The following is a 16,659-nucleotide window of genomic DNA, read 5'->3' as shown; positions in this document are numbered from 1 at the left end:
CTCGGTGGGGGTGGATCTCGCGTGTCGGTGCGCTCGGTGGGGGTGGATCTCGCGTGTCGGTGCGCTCGGTGGGGGTGGATCTCGCGTGTCGGTGCGCTCGGTGGGGGTGGATCTCGCGAGTCGGTGCGCTCGGTGGGAGTGGTGGGTCAGCCCCAGGCGGGAAGGGTCGGGAGCGAATGGCGGCTGGTGAGGCCGTTGTCGATTCCTCGACTCACCCACCGCAGCAGGTCGGCGGGCCGGCCGTGCACCTCGGTGCCCCCGCCGGCGACGTGCCAGTGTCGTCCGTCGGTTCCCATCAGGGTCAGGGGCGGCGCACCGGCCCGCGAGAGACGCTCGGCAGCTTCGACGAGACCGGCGCGCACCACCTCCGGCGGCACGTCGGCGAAAGTGAACTCGCGATCGAGATCGACGTGATGGAAGGTGACCTCGCGCAGCCGGGCCCAGGGCACCTGGTCGCCGGGTAACGTGGCGGCGCCCAGCCGCACCGGGTGCAGGTCGGTGCGTCCCCGCAACGACTGGACCCTGGCGCGGAAGGCATCGGCTGCGGAGAGCACGTCGGCTCGCAGCCGGGCGATCGGTTGGGTCGCGCCGTCCTCGATGTCCTGATCACGTTGCTCGCGGGAGGAGTAGGCCGGCGTCTCCTGGCCGCTGGCAGCCCACAGCACGAGGTGCTGCAGGGCATCGGCATTGCGCGCCAGATGGGCCAGCACGTGCGCGCGGGTCCACCCCTCACACAGGCTGGCCCCGGACAGGTCCTCCTGGGTCATCCTGGCCAGCGTGCCGGCCAGCGCCTGGTCGGCCTCGGCGAGCAGGTCGATCGTTCGACCCACGGACGGGTGTCCCTCTGACATGGTTCCTCCCTCAGCCGCGGCCCGGCCGGACGGTAGCCGGTCCTGCTGTCGATGGTGCCGCGCCGGGAGCCGACCCGCAACAGGGGCAAGGTGCCTGTCGGGCGGTGGACCACTAGCGGGCGCGACCCACGCTCCGGAGGACGAAGTCGGCGAGGTCCTGGGACTGTTGGACCCGGGACGGTTCGTGCACATACATCATGTGTCCGGCCTCGTAGTAGCGGTGCTCGATGTTGTCGTGCAACGCAGGCGGGATGTCCAGCTGGGCCAACACCTCACGCGCGGCGAAGAATGGCGTGGCGCCGTCGAACCAGCCGTAGGCCACGTGGAGCTGAAGGTGTGGGTTGGCGCGCATCGCCCGGGCGAGCCGGGGGGTGACGTCGACGGGCTTGCCCTCGAAGTCGGAGTAGGACCACGGATGCACCCGGCGCGAGATCTGCTCGTAGTGCAGGTCAGAGTGATACCCGAGGTCGGCGCGCACGTGCTGGTTCCACGCCGCTGCGTAGGGACCGGAGATCGCATCGTGACTCGGGTCCGCGTCCATCATCTCCGCGTTGCCCGAGGCCGCCGGTCCGGTGAAGCGCGAGTCGAGCCGCCCGACGACCTTGCGCTCGGAGCGCAACAGCTCGGTGAAGAACCGGACGTGCTCGACTCGCAGGTCGGCGCGGTCCACCCACTCCTCGGAGAGGCCGGTCAGCTCGGACACCCGGGCGACGTGGCGGGCACGTTCGGGGCCGACGAGACGCACGCCCCGGCTGAGTGCATAGGCGTAGTCCTGGGCGGCGTACTCCTCGGCGGCCCGGACCACTGTCGACAGGGACTTGCGTCCGTGCTTGCCGTGGTAGTGCGCGACGGCGGCGTAGGTCGGCAGGAAGCCGGCGAAGGCACGGGCGTCGGGCTCGTGCAGACCGATCGACCCGAAGTCCAGCACCGAGGAGATCAGCATGATCCCGTTGAGGTACATCCCGTAGCGGGTCTGCAGGTGATCGGCCAGGGCCGCAGCGCGCAGTGTGCCGTAGGACTCACCGGCGAGGAACTTGGGGGAGAGCCACCGCTCGTTGCGTGAGGTCCACAGGCGGATGATCTCGCCCACGGACTCGATGTCGCCGGTGAACCCGTGGTAGCCGTTGGGCTTCTCACCCTCGGCGGCCCGGGAGAACCCGGTGGAGACCGGGTCGATGAAGACCAGGTCCGAGACGGCCAGGAGGCTCTCGGGGTTGTCGATCAGGCCATAGGGCGGTGGCAGCAGTTCACCGACATCACCCATCTGGACCCTGCGCGGCCCCAGCAGACCGAGGTGCAGCCACACCGACGAGGAGCCGGGGCCACCGTTGAAGGCGAAGGTGACCGGACGCTCTGGCGCATCCGGGGCGCGGTCGGCGACGTAGGAGGTGAGGAAGACCTCGGCCTTGGGCTTGGTGCCGGTGAAGACATCGTCCTCGTAGACCTCCTCCCGCAGCACGACGCGGCCGGTGGTCGCCGTATAGGTGAGGGTCTCGCGGCCGATGGTCAGACTGTGTGTGGTGGTGACCAGGTCATCCTTCGGCTCAGCGGGCTCGGTGGTGACCTTCGGGCCACCTGCCTTCCCGCCGGTGGCGTCGGCGTCGGTCGTGGTGGGGTCAGCGGTGTCATCCGTGGGGGCCATGCCACGACCTTAAGGCAGGGTCGGGAGTATGGTCTGTGTCCGTGAGTCTCCAGCCCCATGGACCGGTCACGGTGGGTGTCGCCCTCCCGGTGCCCGAACCGTGGGGGAGTCTGGTCCGGGAAGCGCGGCTCGGCTACGGGGAGGATCGCGCGGCCCACATCCCGACCCACGTGACCCTGCTGCCGCCGACGGAGACGACCACAGACCGGCTGGAGGACCTGCTGGAGCACCTGGGGGTCGTCAGCCGGGCGAGTCCGTCCTTCGACGTGGTCCTGCGCGGGACAGGGACCTTCCGACCGGTGTCCGACGTCGTCTACATCCAGGTGGCGCAGGGTGTCTCGTCGTGCGAGCAGCTTGAGCGTGCCGTGCGTGCAGGACCCGTGTGCCGCACCCTCGAGTTCCCCTACCACCCGCACGTGACGGTGGTGCACGACGAGCCGCCCGAGGTGCTCGATCGGGCCTTCGCTGAGCTGGCCGACTTCACGGCCGAGTTCGTCGCGGACGAGTTCGTGGCCTATGTCCACCACGGCGATGAGGTGTGGCGGCCACTGGTGACCTATCCGTTGCAGGGCAGGGACGCTCAGGCCACCGCCGGGGAGTGCTGACCGATGGCACGGGCGTAGTAGCCGATCAACTGCTCGGTCAGCGCTGGCCAGGAACGCTCCTCCACCCGGACCCGGCCAGCCGAGCCCATCGACTCGCGGTCATCGGCCAGGTCGCCGCTGCAGAGCCTGGCAACCGCCTCGCGCAGCGCCCCAGGTCGGTCGGGGTCGAACAGCAGCCCGGTCCTGCCCTGGTCGATGAGGTCGACCGGACCGCCCCTGGCGGGGGCGACGACCGGCAGGCCGGCGGCCGCGGCCTCCTGCAGGGTCTGGCCGAACGTCTCCCGCGTGCCGGTGTGCACGAACAGGTCGAACGCGGCGTAGCTGCGAGCGAGGTCGACGGCCTCCTGGCGGCCCAACAGGACGACCCCGGGCAGCTGTTCGCGCAGGATCTCGGCGCTGGGGCCGTCGCCGACCAGCACGATCCGGGTGTTCGGGAGCCCGTTCAGCTCGGTGAGCCGGTGCAGCTCCTTCTCCGGCGCCAGCCGGCCGACATAGCCGATGAGGATCTCGCCGTTGGGAGCCAGCCGGCGGCGCAGATCGGCCGTCTGCGGGTCGTTCCGGCGGTCGGGGTGGAAGAGGGTGGAGTCGACCCCGCGCCCCCACAGCGCCACCCGCGGGACGTCGTGCGCGGCGAGGTCCTGGAGGGCGGCGTTGGACGGCGCCAGCGTGATGTCCGCCTGGGAGTGGATGCGCCGGATCCAGCGCCACGCGGCACGTGCCGTCAGGTCACCCACGGGGCCGGAGTGCTGACGGATATAGCTCGGCATGTCGGTCTGATAGATCGCGACCGACGGGATGCCCAGCCCGCGGGCCGCGGTCAGTCCCCGCACGCCCAGCACGAACGGCGAGGCGACGTGCACGACGTCGGGCCGGAACCGGTGCAGCACTGTCTCCAGCTCATAGGAGGGCAGCCCCACCCGGAACTGGCGGATCGGCAGACTGCTGACGGTGTGGACGGGATAACCGGCATAGCGTTCCGGGGCGGCCGTCTCGGCCCACGGGGTCGTGCCAGGGGCGACGACCAGGGCCTCGTGGCCGCCGTCACGCAGGCACTCCAGCACCTTGCAGACGCTGGTGGTGACGCCGTTGAGGGCGGGGAGGAAGGACTCGGTCACGATAGCGACGCGCACATGACCCAGGGTGTCGCCCTCAGGTGGTGGAACGGCGACCTCCGGGGAGGTGTCCAGTGAGCGTGAGGTGACCAGCGGGTGACCGAGGGCGTCCCGGAGGCGTCGCCGGTGCCGGGCCGGGTGGGTCATGTGAGGTCCTCACGGCCGGACTGCTGCAGGGTCTCCACGATGCCCTTGACGTCCTGCACCCGTGCCCGGGTGGTGACCAGGAGCGCGTCGGGGGTGTCCACCACCACGATGTCCTCGACACCCAGGGTGACCACCGTGCGTCCGGCGTGCGGTGCGACCAGGCCCGTGCTGTCCCGGGAGACGACCTGGTGGGCCGGACCCAGGACGCGCATGCCGTCGTGCTCTGTCTCCAGCAGCGACATCAGCGAGGCGAAGTCGCCGACGTCGTCCCACGGGAAGCCGGCCGGCACCACCGCGACCCGACCCGCGTCGGCAGCGGGCTCGGCCACGGCGTGGTCGATCGCGACCTTCGTCAGCGAGGGCCAGACCTGTTCCAGGGTGGCCGGCTCGGTCGCCAGCTGGCGCAGCGACTCGGCGAGCGCGGGGTGCCACCGGGCCAACAGGTCGAGCAGGGTCGAGGCACGCACCACGAACATCCCGGCGTTCCAGAGATAGTCGCCGGAGTCCACATAGGACTCGGCGGTCTCCCGGTCGGGCTTCTCCACGAACTCGGCGGCCTGCCGTGCCTGGCGGGCACCGGGCCAGGGGTCGCCCACCTTGATGTAGCCGAACCCGGTGGCCGGATAGGTCGGCGTGATGCCGAGGGTGACCAGGGCCCCGGAGTCCGCGGCACGCACTGCCTCGCGCACACAGTCCTGGAAAGCCTGGTTGTCGCCGATGACATGGTCGGCCGCAAACGAACCGAGGACCGCGTCGGGGTCACGCCGCTCGAGGACTGCGGCAGCGAGCCCGATGGCGGGCATCGAGTCCCGCGGAGCCGGCTCCACGAGCACCTGGTCGGTGGGAAGATCCGGCAGCTGTTCGCGCACGGCCTCGGCGTGCCGCACGCCGGTGACCACCATGACGCGGTTGCCGGTCAGGGGCTCGAGCCGGGCCACGGTCTCCTGGAGCAGGGACCGGCCGCTCCCCGTCAGGTCGTGCAGAAACTTGGGGGAGGTGCGGCGGGACAGGGGCCAGAGTCTGGTCCCGGCTCCTCCGGCGGGGATCACTCCCCAGAAATGGTCCATGCTTGCGTCCGCCTCGCTCACGTCGCCAGCATAGGGTGACGGACGTGAGCCAGCCCGACACCGACCTGCGGAACCGCGCGTTGCACCTCGGCTACGGGCGGGTGGTCAGGCCGGTCCTGTTTCGCCTCGGCGCCGGGGACGCCGAGGCGGCACACCACCGCACCGTGGACCTGGTCGAGGCACTCAGCGCCAGACCACGGCTGCTGTCCGCGGTGTCCCGGGTCCTGCGAGCGCCCTCAGTGCCCGTGTCCCTGCTGGGGCTGACCTTCCCCAACCGGGTGGGTCTGGCCGCGGGCATGGACAAGGACGGCCGGGGGGTGCGGGCCTGGGGGCCGCTCGGCTTCGGGCACGTGGAGCTTGGCACGGTCACGGCTCACCCGCAGCCGGGCAACGACCGACCGCGGCTGTTCCGGCTCCCGGCCAGCCGGGGGGTCATCAACCGGATGGGCTTCAACAACGCCGGCGTGCACGCCCTCGCCGAGCGGCTGCGGCGCGCCCGCGCGGAGGGGACTGTCGGCATACCCGTCGGGGTGTCGATCGGAAAGACGAAGGCGACGCCGTTGGACGAGGCGGTCGAGGACTATCTGACCTCGGTGCGGGCGCTGGACGGGCTGGCCGACTACCTGGCCGTCAACGTGTCCTCCCCGAACACCCCGGGCCTGCGCGGTCTGCAGGATGCCGGACCGCTCGCCGAGCTGATCGGGGCCGTCGTGGCACAGACCCGTGCCCTGGCGGGAGAAGGGCGTCCCGTCCCGGTGCTGGTCAAGCTCGCCCCAGACCTGACCGACGCTGCGCTGGACCAGGCCCTCGAGGTCGCCGTCACTGCCGGGGCCTCAGGCCTGATCGCCACGAACACCACGATCGGACGGCACCACGTCGCACCAACCGATCGAGCCCTCGCCGAGCGGGAAGCCGGCGGCCTGTCCGGTGCGCCGCTCACTCGCCGTGCCCGCGAGGTCGTCACCAGGGTGCGGGCCCTGACCGACCTGCCGCTGATCGGTGTCGGGGGTGTGATGACGGCCGATGACGCGGCCGCGCTGCTGGACGCGGGGGCCGACCTGGTCCAGCTCTACAGCGGCCTGATCTATGCCGGTCCGGGCCTGATTCGTGAGGTCGCCGCGCTCTAACCGGAACGGCGCCAGGTAACCTGGCCAACGGACATCCGCCCACCCCGACCCCAGGACCTGACCCGCGTGACGCTGCACCAGACCCCATCCGCCGCTCCCGTTCCCGCCACTGACGACCTGATCGAGGCCGCAGCGGCTGCCGTGGAGGCACGACGTGAGGATCTGCTGACCCTGCGCCGCGACCTGCACGCCCACCCGGAGGTGTCGTGGCAGGAGCATCGCACCACCTCCACGGTCATGGAGCACCTGGAGGCGGCCGGCATCTCGGTGCAGGCGATGGCCGGCAGCGGTGCCATCGCGGACCTCGGGGCTGCCGACCCACGCGTCAGGATCGCCCTGCGAGCCGACCTCGACGCGCTCCCGGTCGAGGAGGAGACCGGCCTGCCCTTCGCCTCCCGGCAGCAGGGGGTCTGTCACGCGTGCGGACACGACGTGCACACCGTGGGGGTCCTCGGCGCCGGGCTGGCACTCGCCTCGCTGCAGGAGCAGCTCGAGTCCCGCGGCGTCGGCGTCCGGCTCATCTTCCAGCCCGCCGAGGAGTCGATCCCCGGTGGGGCGCACAAGGTGGTTGAGGGCGGCTGGCTGGAGGGCGTGCACCGCGTCCTCGCCGTGCACTGCGACCCCTCGATCGATGTCGGCACCATCGGGCTCAAGGTCGGTCCCATCACGGCGGCCTCGGACTCCGTCCACGTCACGCTGGCCGGTCGCGGCGGTCACACCTCTCGCCCACACCTGACCCAGGACCTCACGTTCGCCCTGGGCAAGGTGATGACCGACGTGCCCGCCGCGCTGTCTCGCCGGCTCGATCCCCGCTCGGGGACCGTTCTGGTCTGGGGCGCCGTCCGGGCCGGCAGTGTCGCCAACGTGATCCCCTCCCGTGGGGAGTGTGTCGGCACGCTGCGGATGCTGGACTCCGAGACGTGGGCCACGACCGGCCCGCTCATCGAGGAGATCGTGCACGCCGTGGTCAGCCCCTACGGCGTGAGCGCGGAGGTGCGGCACGTCAAGGGCGTCCCCCCGGTGGACAACGACCCCGCCGCCATCTCGGCGATGACCGCGGCCGCCGGTGCCGTGCTCGGTCCCGCGGCCATCGTGCCCACCCGGCAGTCCCTGGGCGGGGAGGACCTGGGGTGGTTGCTCACCGACGTGCCCGGTGCCATGGCCCGGCTGGGCACCCGCACGCCCGGCGGGGCGACCCACGAGTTGCACCAGGGTGACCTCGTCGTCGACGAGGAGGCCGTGCTCATCGGTGCCAAGTTCCTGGCCGCCGCGGTTCTCAGCTCCGTGGGTGCCGACGGCCTCGTTTGAGGGGTGACCCCCAAAGGTCACGAATTCGACACCATCTGCTCATCTGAGGAGTTTGCGGCCCTGCGGCGCGCCTCCCGCGGGTTAGCATTCCCGTGATCTACGTCCCCTTATCAAAGGAGTGCCCCGTGAGGGTCTTCAAGATCGCCGCTGTGAGTGCGGCTGCCGTCATGGTCCTCGCTGCGTGTGGCGATGCCCCGGACGAAGAAACCGAAACCACCTCCGACACCGACAACGCCGCCGATGAGGGCGAGCAGACCGGCGACGACGAAAGCGAGGAGACGGCTGCCGGGGGTGACAACTCCGACTTCAAGGCGTGCATGATCTCCGACGCCGGTGGCTTCGACGACCAGTCGTTCAACCAGGCCGCCCACTCCGGTCTGACGGGTGCAGAGGAGTCCCTGGGCATCGAGATCGCCGATGCCGAGTCCAACTCTGATGCGGAGTTCGCTCCGAACATCGACGCGATGGTCCAGCAGGGCTGTGACTTCGTCATCGGCGCGGGCTTCCTGCTCGAGCAGGCCATCGAGGACGCGGCCAACGCCAACCCGGACACCAACTTCGGGCTGGTCGACTCCGGTTTCCAGGACGCGGACTTCGCCCCGATCGAGATCGACAACGGCAAGCCGATCCTGTTCAACACCTCCGAGGCAGCCTTCCTGGCCGGCTACCTCGCCGCGGGCATGACCGAGACCGACAAGGTCGCCACGTACGGTGGCCTGCCGATCCCGTCGGTCCAGATCTTCATGGACGGCTTCTCCGACGGCGTCGACGCCTACAACGAGGACAACGGCGCCGCCGTCGAGCTCCTCGGCTGGGACAAGGAGGCCCAGAACGGCTCCTTCGCGAACAGCTTCGACGACCAGTCCCAGGGTGCCTCGCTCGGTGAGCAGTTCATCTCCCAGGGTGCAGACATCATCATGCCGGTGGCGGGCCCGGTCGGGCTGGGCACCGCCTCGGTCGCCGAGGGGACCGACACCAAGTTGATCTGGGTCGACTCCGACGGCTACGAGACCACCGAGTACGGCGACCTCATCCTGACCTCGGTCCTGAAGCACATGGGCCCGGCTGTCGAGGGCGCTATCACCGAGACGGTGAACGGTGAGTTCTCCAACGAGCCGTACGTCGGCACCCTGGAGAATGAAGGTGTCAGCCTGGCGCCCTTCTACGACTTCGAGGACGCCGTCCCGCAGGAGCTGAAGGACAAGCTGGCTGAGTACGAGGAGCAGATCATCTCCGGGGAGCTCGTCGTCGAGTCCCCGAACGCACCGTGAGCCACTGAACCGAGGAGGGACTCAAACTCTCCGATGTAGCGGCCCAGCCACCCCTGGCTGGGCCGCTACGCTGTCCCGGAACCACGAGGGAGGAGCCGAGGAGCGATGAAGCTCGAACTGCGCGGGATCACCAAGGTCTTCGGGCCGTTGGTGGCCAACGACCACATCGACCTCGTCGTCGAACCCGGCGAGATCCATGCCCTGCTCGGTGAGAACGGCGCCGGGAAGAGCACGTTGATGAACGTGCTCTACGGCCTCTATGACCCAGACGGCGGCCAGATCCTGCTGGATGACACACCGGTCACCTTTCCCGGCCCCGGCGACGCTGTGCTGGCTGGTATCGGCATGGTGCACCAGCACTTCATGCTCGTCCCTGTCTTCACGGTCGCCGAGTCGGTGGCGCTGGGATATGAACCTGTGGGGACGGGGGGGATGCTCGACCTCGCGTCTGCGCGGCGCAAGGTGCGGGAGATCTCTGAGCGATTCGGCTTTGACGTCGATCCGGATGCGCTCATCGAGGAGCTGCCGGTCGGGGTGCAGCAGCGGGTCGAGATCATCAAGGCGCTCTCCCGAGACGCTCAGATCCTGATCCTCGATGAGCCCACGGCGGTCCTCACCCCGCAGGAGACCGATGAGCTGATCAAGATCATGGGTGAGCTCAAGGCGGCTGGCACCTCGATCGTCTTCATCACCCACAAGCTCCGTGAGGTCCGGGCGATCGCGGACCGCATCACCGTCATCCGCCGCGGGAAGGTCGTGGGGGAAGCCAGCCCGCAGTCGACCGAGACCGAGTTGGCCTCACTGATGGTTGGTCGCTCCGTGAACCTCGCCGTGGAGAAGAACCCGGCACAGCCCCGCGACAACGGGTTGGTGGTCTCCGACCTCACCGTCCTCAGCGGGACGACGGCCGTGGTGGACCGCGTCGGCTTCGAGGTGCGCGGTGGTGAGATCCTGGCGATTGCCGGTGTGCAGGGCAACGGCCAGACCGAGTTGGCCGAGGTCATCCTCGGCATCGACGAGGCCGCAGCAGGCACGATCACCCTCGACGGGGAGGAGCTGCTGGGCCAGAGCGTGCGGCAGCGCCTGCGCACCGGGCTCGGCTTCGTGCCCGAGGACCGCTCCACCGATGGTGTGGTGGCCAGCTTCTCGATCGCCGAGAACCTCGTCCTGGACCTCTACGGCACCGACGAGTTCTCCCGGGGAGTCTCGCTCAACCTCGGCAAGATCGCGCGGAACGCGGAACACCGCACGAAAGAGTTCGATGTGCGGCTCACCGACATCCACGACCCGGTCTCCACCCTGTCCGGGGGCAACGCGCAGAAGGTCGTCCTGGCACGCGAGATGTCCCGGCCGCTGCGGTTGCTGGTCGCCTCTCAGCCCACACGTGGGCTGGACGTGGGATCGATCGAGTTCGTCCACGAGCGGATCGTCGCCGAGCGCGACCGGGGCACACCCGTGATGATCATCTCGACCGAGCTGGACGAGGTGCTCGCCCTGGCGGATCGGGTGGCGGTGATGTATCGCGGACGGATCGTGGGAATCATCGACGCCGCCGAGTCCGGGCCCGCGGGCATCAATCGTGACGTGCTCGGCCTCATGATGGCAGGCGTTCCCCTGGAGGACGCCGTGGAGCAGGCAGCCGGCACCCAGTCAGTGCTCGCCAGTGCCGACGCAGCGGCCACAGGAAGGGACCTCACGTGAGCGAGCCGAACAGCCCGGGCAGCCGACCAACCTCGGACGACTCCGGCCACGAGGAGCCGACCCAGGCGGACACCAGCCAGGACGAGGGCGGCCCGGCCGGGTCCACAGGAGCCGACGACACGGCATACGACCCTCGCTCTGGCTCCGCGATCCTGCGCCAGGTGGTCGGTGGCGATGTGGTGATCTCCCTTCTGGCGGTCGTCATCGCGCTGCTGCTCGGTGGCGTGTTGATCGCCTTTGCCGACGAAGACGTCGCCAAGACGGTGAGCTACATCTTCGCCCGTCCGGCCGACTTCTTTGCCGCTTCCTGGGAGGCGGTGAGCGACGCGTACAAGGCGCTCTTCCGCGGGGCGATCTTCGACTACGAGGCGGACACGTTCAACCGCAAGATCCGACCGATCACCGAGTCCATGACGTTTGCCACTCCGCTGATCCTGGCCGGTCTCGGCATCGCCGTCGGCTTCCGTGCCGGCCTGTTCAACATTGGTGCCCAGGGCCAGATCATCGTCGGTGGCATCGTCGCCGCCTACCTGGGGTTCGCCTACGACCTGCCCGCGGTGCTGCACCTGCTGCTCTGCATCCTCGGTGGGGCGCTCGGTGGGGCGCTCTGGGGTTTCATCCCCGGCATCCTCAAGGCCCGCACCGGCGCCAACGAGGTGATCGTCACGATCATGCTCAACTGGATCGCGGTCAACCTCATCGCCTATGTGCTCACGCTCGGCAAGTTCAACGCCAGCGGCACCGGGCTGCGCAGCCCCCAGATCGGCCCCCATGCCGGCTACCCACCGCTGATCCCAGATTTCCTGGTCCCGGGCAACACCTTCCGCCTGCACTGGGGCTTCGTCGTGGCGATCCTCGCGACGATCTTCGTCTGGTGGCTGCTGGAGCGCTCGACGATCGGCTTTGAGGTGCGGGCGGCCGGCGCCAACCCGCACGCCGCACGAACCGCTGGCATGTCCGTGGGCCGGGTCACCGTCCTCACCATGGTCATCGCCGGCGGCCTCGCTGGGCTGGCCGCCACCTCGCAGGTGCTGGTCACCGGGGGGTCCCTGACGGCCGGCGTCGCCGCCACCTACGGGTTTGACGCCATCACGGTGGCCCTCCTGGGCCGCTCCCGACCGCTCGGCACCTTCCTGGCGGGGCTGTTGTTCGGTGCCTTCCAGTCCGGAGGCACCTTGATGCAGTCGGTGACCTCGACACCCATCGACATCGTCTTTGTCGTGCAGTCCGTCATTGTCCTGCTGATCGCTGCCCCGCCGCTGGTGCGGGCGATCTTCCGACTCCCTGATCCTGATGCGCCGCCCAAGCGCGGTCGGGCTGCAACGAAGGAGGCCGCAGCATGACCACGCCAGTCGTGCCCGTGACAGCCGGAACGCCTACCGGGGATGTGCCCGCCGACGGGGCCGTCCTGGGGAAGATCTCCTACCGGATCCCGGTCATCTACGCCGTCCTGGTCGTCTTCGCGCTGCTCGGGCTCGTCGGCACGCTGCTCCGTCGGGAGGGGGTCTGGAGCCAGACGACCGAGTTCCAGTCGCGTTATGGCGACCAGTGGTTCACGATCCCGAACTTCAGCGTCCCGTCGCTGCTGACGATCATCGTGCTCACGGTCCTGATCACCGGTGCCACCGGTTACGCGTACGTGCTGACCGCCGCTCGCAGGACGATCCCGGTCTGGCTGCACATCGCGGTGGGTCTGGCCTTCGTCGCGGCCTTCCTGACCTGGGCAGGCGCGGGCAAGACCTCCGTGATCCCGGTGACCTCGTTGCTGGCCGGAGCGCTGGCACTGTCGGTCCCGCTGATCTTCGGCGCGATGTCGGGCGTGGTCTGTGAGCGCTCGGGCGTCATCAATATCGCGATTGAGGGGCAACTGCTCTTCGGTGCCTTTGCCGCGGCGGTGGTCGCCTCGCTGGCCACGCAGCCCTATCTGGGGCTGGTGGCGGCGCCGATCGCAGGTGCCATGGTCGGTGCCCTGCTGGCTTGGTTCGCCGTCAAGTACCAGGTCAACCAGATCATCATCGGGGTGGTGCTCAACACCCTGATCCTGGGACTGACCAGCTTCTTCTTCTCCACCCTGCTGGCCGACAACCGGGAGACCTGGAACGCGCGTCAGCCCCTCGGGGTCATCGAGATCCCGCTGTTGAGCCAGATCCCGATCATCGGTCCGGTGCTCTTCCGGCAGAGCATCCTGGTCTATCTGATGTACGCCGCCGTGATCATCCTGCAGATCATGCTGTTCCGGAGCCGGTGGGGGTTGCGCACGCGCGCCGTCGGTGAGCACCCCAAGGCCGCGGACACCGTCGGTATCCAGGTCAACAAGCGTCGAGTCTGGAACACCATCCTCGGCGGAGCCATCGCGGGCCTGGGTGGGGCGTTCTTCACCGTCGGCAGCGGCTTGGCCTTCGGACGCGAAATGTCCGCCGGCAACGGGTTCATCGCGCTCGCGGCGATGATCCTGGGCAAATGGAACCCGACCGGTGCCCTGGTGGCCGCCCTGCTGTTCGGCTTCTCCAAGAACCTTGGCAACGTCCTGGGGACCATCGGTTCGCCGATGCCCTCCCAGATTCTGGCGATGCTGCCCTATGTCATTACGATCTTTGCGGTCGCCGGGCTGGTCGGTCGGGTGCGCCCGCCTGCCTCCAATGGCGTCCCCTACTCCAAGTGAGGTGGCACGATGACTTCTCCTGAGATCGACTGGTCCGCGCTCCAGGCGCGAGCGACCGAGCTGATGGAGCGCGCCTACGCGCCCTACTCGAACTATCCGGTCGGTGTCGCCGGACTGGTCGACGATGGCCGCATGGTCGGCGGATGCAACGTGGAGAACGCCGCCCTGGGCGTCGCGCTCTGTGCCGAGTGCGGCATGGTGTCCGAGCTCGTCGCGACCGGGGGCGGCCGACTCGTGGCCGTGTCCTGCGTGAACCGGGCCGGCGAGACGATCATGCCCTGCGGCCGCTGCCGCCAGCTCATCTGGGAGCACGGCGGAGCCGAGTGCCTGCTGGCGACCCCCGAGGGGGTCCTGCCGATGTCGCAGGTCCTGCCCCAGGCGTTCGGGGCCGAGGACCTGCAGCGCTGATCAGTCGCCGCCGAGCAGGCACTCCTGTGGCAGGCCGGCGGCGAGCATGCGGGTGGCGTGGGCGCCGTCCGCGGCGACGAACAGGGCCGTGCCGCCAATGCCCTTGACCTTGTCGTAGGCCGTCCTGACCGTCCCGGCATCGATGGCGAGGCGGCCCTGGGCCTCGGGGAGGAAGGTCGGCGTCGCGCCCTCCTGAGCCGGGACGTCCTCCGTGCGGGCGACCTTCGTCGGGTCGAGGGCGGCCTGGCTCATCGCCCGGGCCAACTCGTCCATCAGCGTCCGGTCGTCGGGTCGGCCGCGCTCCGGCGGCCCGAAGGACACCTCACCCTCCCGCACCAGGTAGCGCTGCACCGCCAGGCTGGCCTGCTTGTCGCGGTTGAAGGTGGTGTAGGCCATGCCCTCGCCAGCCGTCTGGGCGGGCAGGTCCTCACTCTGCTCGCGCCCAGGGAGGTTCACCTGAGCGGCGATGACCAGCATCTGGGGGTCCAGGCCGATGGCCAGCGTCTGGGCGCAGGCGACCACTGCCGTCAGGCGGGGGGCCGTGACCACGGTGAGCACCCGATCCTCCCGGAGGGCGATCAGGGACGGTGGCATGGTCGTCTCCCCACCGCGCTGGGTCAGCGAACGGCGCTTGAGGTCCTGCACGGCGGGGACGATCTGCTTCATGGCCTGGGCGAGATTCACCGGCACAGGATCGCACACCCGTCTCCCGGTCTCCGGCACCCACGGCGACCTGACCCGCGGACCCGGCCCCTCGGCATACGGCCGGATCGGGGACTCACTCGGGGTCGGTGCCCGGTTGCAGGTAGGGAACGCTCATCCGTCCCTCCGGATCCAGGACACCCACCAGGCGCTCGGTGATGTCGGCCAACTCGGACACCTGCTCCTGACTGAGGGCGTCGAAGACCAGCCCGCGCACCTGGGCCACGTGCTCGGGGGCGGTGGCCACAACCAGGTCCCACCCGGACACGGTCAACCGTCCGATCGTGACGCGACGGTCCTGCGGTGACGGGGTCCGCTCCAGCAGGCCCCGCTCCTCCAGCCGACGCGCGACGTGGGAGAGGCGGGGGAGGGTGGCGTTGGTGCGGGCTGCGAGCGCGCTCATCGGCAGGGTTCTGTCGGGGGCCTCGGAGAGCATGGCCAGCACGTAGTAGTCGAAGTAGGTCAGCCCGGCCACCTGACGCAGGTGCGAGTCGAGCTGGGCGGGCAACAGTTCCAGGACGGTGACGATGCGCACCCACACCGTGAGCTGCTCATGGTCCAGCCACTGTGGCTCGTCGGGCTCGCGCGTGGTCATGGGGCACACTCTAACGTCGAACTTGTGGGAACAACCAACCGTGGCAGGGTGGCGCGGATCTCCTGACCGCGTGGCGTGCCGGGGCAGATGTCGCGCCGGGGCCCCCAAACGCGACCGATTGCTGTTGGATGGAGGGGTGAGTGAGAACTTCGACGCCGTTGACATCATCCGGGCCAAGCGCGACCGGCACGAGCTGTCCGGCGAGCAGATCGCCTGGACCATCGATGCCTATACCCGTGGCGTGATCGCCGACGAGCAGATGGCCGCGCTCGCGATGGCGATCCTGCTCAACGGCATGGATCGCCGCGAGATCAGCGACTGGACCGCGGCGATGATCGCCTCGGGGGAGCGGATGGACTTCTCCGCGCTGAGCCGTCCCACCGCGGACAAGCACTCCACCGGCGGGGTCGGCGACAAGATCACCCTGCCGCTGGCACCGCTGGTGGCCGCCTGTGGTGTGGCGGTCCCGCAACTGTCCGGCCGCGGACTCGGGCACACCGGTGGCACCCTCGACAAGCTCGAGGCGATCCCCGGCTGGCAGGCCGACCTGTCCAACCAGGACATGCTGACCCAGCTGGAGGCCATCGGGGCGGTCATCTGTGCCGCCGGTGCGGGACTGGCCCCGGCGGACAAGAGGCTCTATGCGCTGCGTGATGTGACCGGCACGGTCGAGGCGATCCCGCTGATCGCCTCCTCGATCATGAGCAAGAAGATCGCCGAGGGGACCGGTGCGCTGGTGCTCGACGTCAAGGTCGGCTCCGGTGCCTTCATGAAGGATGCCGCGCAGGCCGGCGAGCTGGCCCGCACCATGGTCGGCCTCGGCACCGACGCCGGCGTGCGCACGGTCGCCCTGCTCACCGACATGTCCACGCCGCTGGGGCTGACGGCGGGCAACGCACTCGAGGTGCGCGAGAGCGTCGAGGTGCTGGCCGGTGGGGGACCCGCAGACGTGGTCGAGCTCACGGTGGCACTGGCGCGCGAGATGCTCGTCGCCGCGGGCGTCGACGACGTCGATCCGGCCGATGCCCTCGCCGACGGTCGGGCCATGGACGTCTGGCGGGCCATGATCTCCGCGCAGGGTGGGGACCCGGAGGCGGCGCTCCCGGTGGCCCAGGAAACGCAGCAGATCACCGCCGGGGCGGACGGTGTGCTGACCCGCCTCGACGCGCTCCAGGTCGGTGTCGCAGCCTGGCGGCTGGGGGCCGGACGTGCCCGCAAGGAGGACCTGGTGCAGGCCGGTGCCGGTGTCGAGCTGCACGCCAAGCCGGGTGACACGGTCACCGCGGGGCAGCCGCTGCTGACCCTGCATACTGACACCCCGGAGCGCTTCTCGCGGGCCCACGAGGCGCTGGACGGTGCCTGGGAGATCTCCACCGCCGGGGCGCACGTCCCGACCCCGCTGATCATGGACCGGGTCTCGGCCGACTGACCGTGGCGGTCACCGACGAGCGCCGGACGGCC

General features: G+C 69.7%; 15 protein-coding genes. 9 read left to right on the top strand and 6 right to left on the bottom strand.

All coding sequences use genetic code 11. From position 1 onward, the window contains the following. Nucleotides 1-146: 146 nt before the first annotated feature. The gene (locus tag DPQ65_RS00880; RefSeq protein ID WP_162801942.1) at nt 147-851 is read right to left on the bottom strand and encodes a maleylpyruvate isomerase family mycothiol-dependent enzyme; all 705 of its coding nucleotides are present in this window, start codon (nt 849-851) and stop codon (nt 147-149) included. A gap of 112 nt (nt 852-963) precedes the next feature. Next, a complete protein-coding gene (locus DPQ65_RS00875) occupies nt 964-2,493 on the bottom strand; it encodes a S10 family peptidase (protein WP_114905488.1) in 1,530 nt (509 codons plus the stop codon). 41 nt (nt 2,494-2,534) lie between these two features. Between DPQ65_RS00875 and DPQ65_RS00870 the strand changes: the two genes are divergently transcribed. Continuing rightward, on the top strand, nt 2,535-3,098 hold the full coding sequence (locus DPQ65_RS00870; protein WP_202862955.1) for a 2'-5' RNA ligase family protein: 564 nt from the start codon (nt 2,535-2,537) through the stop codon (nt 3,096-3,098). On the opposite strand, the gene DPQ65_RS00865 is transcribed toward DPQ65_RS00870, so the two are convergent. Both DPQ65_RS00865 and DPQ65_RS00860 read right to left on the bottom strand, forming a co-directional pair. Then, nucleotides 3,074-4,228 carry a glycosyltransferase family 4 protein gene (locus DPQ65_RS00865; RefSeq protein WP_202862958.1) on the bottom strand — a complete coding sequence of 385 codons (1,155 nt, stop codon included), beginning with the start codon at nt 4,226-4,228 and terminating at the stop codon, nt 3,074-3,076. The two genes, DPQ65_RS00870 and DPQ65_RS00865, sit on opposite strands and share 25 nt — an antisense overlap. Nucleotides 4,229-4,353: 125 nt before the next feature. Next, nucleotides 4,354-5,424: a mannose-1-phosphate guanylyltransferase gene (locus DPQ65_RS00860; RefSeq protein WP_114905485.1), complete on the bottom strand. Its 1,071-nt coding sequence runs from the start codon at nt 5,422-5,424 to the stop codon at nt 4,354-4,356. A 44-nt stretch (nt 5,425-5,468) separates the two neighbouring features. Here DPQ65_RS00860 and DPQ65_RS00855 point away from each other — a divergent pair, with 44 nt between their 5' ends. The 7 genes from DPQ65_RS00855 (at nt 5,469) to DPQ65_RS15825 (ending at nt 13,901) form a co-directional block, all read left to right on the top strand. Continuing rightward, entirely contained in the window at nt 5,469-6,551 is a 1,083-nt protein-coding gene (locus DPQ65_RS00855; RefSeq protein ID WP_202862954.1) for a quinone-dependent dihydroorotate dehydrogenase, read from the top strand. Nucleotides 6,552-6,617: 66 nt separating this feature from the next. After that, the gene (locus DPQ65_RS00850) at nt 6,618-7,859 is read left to right on the top strand and encodes an amidohydrolase (protein WP_337589668.1); all 1,242 of its coding nucleotides are present in this window, start codon (nt 6,618-6,620) and stop codon (nt 7,857-7,859) included. Between the two features lie 125 nt (nt 7,860-7,984). After that, nucleotides 7,985-9,130 (top strand): BMP family lipoprotein, encoded by a 1,146-nt coding sequence (locus DPQ65_RS00845; RefSeq protein ID WP_238146599.1) that lies wholly within the window; start codon nt 7,985-7,987, stop codon nt 9,128-9,130. 105 nt (nt 9,131-9,235) lie between these two features. Beyond that, the gene (locus tag DPQ65_RS00840) at nt 9,236-10,831 is read left to right on the top strand and encodes an ABC transporter ATP-binding protein (protein WP_114905484.1); all 1,596 of its coding nucleotides are present in this window, start codon (nt 9,236-9,238) and stop codon (nt 10,829-10,831) included. Next, complete coding sequence (locus tag DPQ65_RS00835) at nt 10,828-12,174, top strand: ABC transporter permease (RefSeq protein WP_114905483.1); 1,347 nt, start codon at nt 10,828-10,830, stop codon at nt 12,172-12,174. The genes DPQ65_RS00840 and DPQ65_RS00835 overlap by 4 nt, the downstream gene beginning before the upstream one ends. Continuing rightward, nucleotides 12,171-13,493 carry an ABC transporter permease gene (locus DPQ65_RS00830; protein ID WP_202862953.1) on the top strand — a complete coding sequence of 441 codons (1,323 nt, stop codon included), beginning with the start codon at nt 12,171-12,173 and terminating at the stop codon, nt 13,491-13,493. Before DPQ65_RS00835 ends, DPQ65_RS00830 begins: the two co-directional genes overlap by 4 nt. Nucleotides 13,494-13,502: 9 nt before the next feature. Next, entirely contained in the window at nt 13,503-13,901 is a 399-nt protein-coding gene (locus DPQ65_RS15825) for a cytidine deaminase (protein ID WP_202862952.1), read from the top strand. Here DPQ65_RS15825 and DPQ65_RS00825 read toward each other — a convergent pair whose 3' ends face one another. Both DPQ65_RS00825 and DPQ65_RS00820 read right to left on the bottom strand, forming a co-directional pair. Beyond that, nucleotides 13,902-14,585 carry a hypothetical protein gene (locus DPQ65_RS00825; protein WP_162801941.1) on the bottom strand — a complete coding sequence of 228 codons (684 nt, stop codon included), beginning with the start codon at nt 14,583-14,585 and terminating at the stop codon, nt 13,902-13,904. 94 nt (nt 14,586-14,679) lie between these two features. Continuing rightward, the gene (locus DPQ65_RS00820) at nt 14,680-15,198 is read right to left on the bottom strand and encodes a MarR family winged helix-turn-helix transcriptional regulator (RefSeq protein ID WP_114905481.1); all 519 of its coding nucleotides are present in this window, start codon (nt 15,196-15,198) and stop codon (nt 14,680-14,682) included. Nucleotides 15,199-15,334: 136 nt separating this feature from the next. Here DPQ65_RS00820 and DPQ65_RS00815 point away from each other — a divergent pair, with 136 nt between their 5' ends. Further along, the gene (locus DPQ65_RS00815; RefSeq protein WP_202862951.1) at nt 15,335-16,627 is read left to right on the top strand and encodes a thymidine phosphorylase; all 1,293 of its coding nucleotides are present in this window, start codon (nt 15,335-15,337) and stop codon (nt 16,625-16,627) included. The last annotated feature ends 32 nt before the right edge of the window (nt 16,628-16,659 follow it).

Source organism: Ornithinimicrobium murale, assembly GCF_003352835.1.
GTDB classification, from domain to species: domain Bacteria; phylum Actinomycetota; class Actinomycetes; order Actinomycetales; family Dermatophilaceae; genus Ornithinicoccus; species Ornithinicoccus muralis.
This window is presented reverse-complemented; position numbering and strand designations above follow the sequence as displayed.

Bases quoted from the DNA above. Each gene is read 5' to 3' on its own strand.
- DPQ65_RS00880 (WP_162801942.1), bottom strand. From the start codon at position 851: ATGTCAGAGGGACACCCGTCCGTGGGTCGAACGATCGACCTGCTCGCC.
- DPQ65_RS00875 (WP_114905488.1), bottom strand. From the start codon at position 2,493: ATGGCCCCCACGGATGACACCGCTGACCCCACCACGACCGACGCCGAC.
- DPQ65_RS00860 (WP_114905485.1), bottom strand. From the start codon at position 5,424: ATGGACCATTTCTGGGGAGTGATCCCCGCCGGAGGAGCCGGGACCAGA.
- DPQ65_RS00840 (WP_114905484.1), top strand. From the start codon at position 9,236: ATGAAGCTCGAACTGCGCGGGATCACCAAGGTCTTCGGGCCGTTGGTG.
- DPQ65_RS00830 (WP_202862953.1), top strand. From the start codon at position 12,171: ATGACCACGCCAGTCGTGCCCGTGACAGCCGGAACGCCTACCGGGGAT.
- DPQ65_RS15825 (WP_202862952.1), top strand. From the start codon at position 13,503: ATGACTTCTCCTGAGATCGACTGGTCCGCGCTCCAGGCGCGAGCGACC.
- DPQ65_RS00820 (WP_114905481.1), bottom strand. From the start codon at position 15,198: ATGACCACGCGCGAGCCCGACGAGCCACAGTGGCTGGACCATGAGCAG.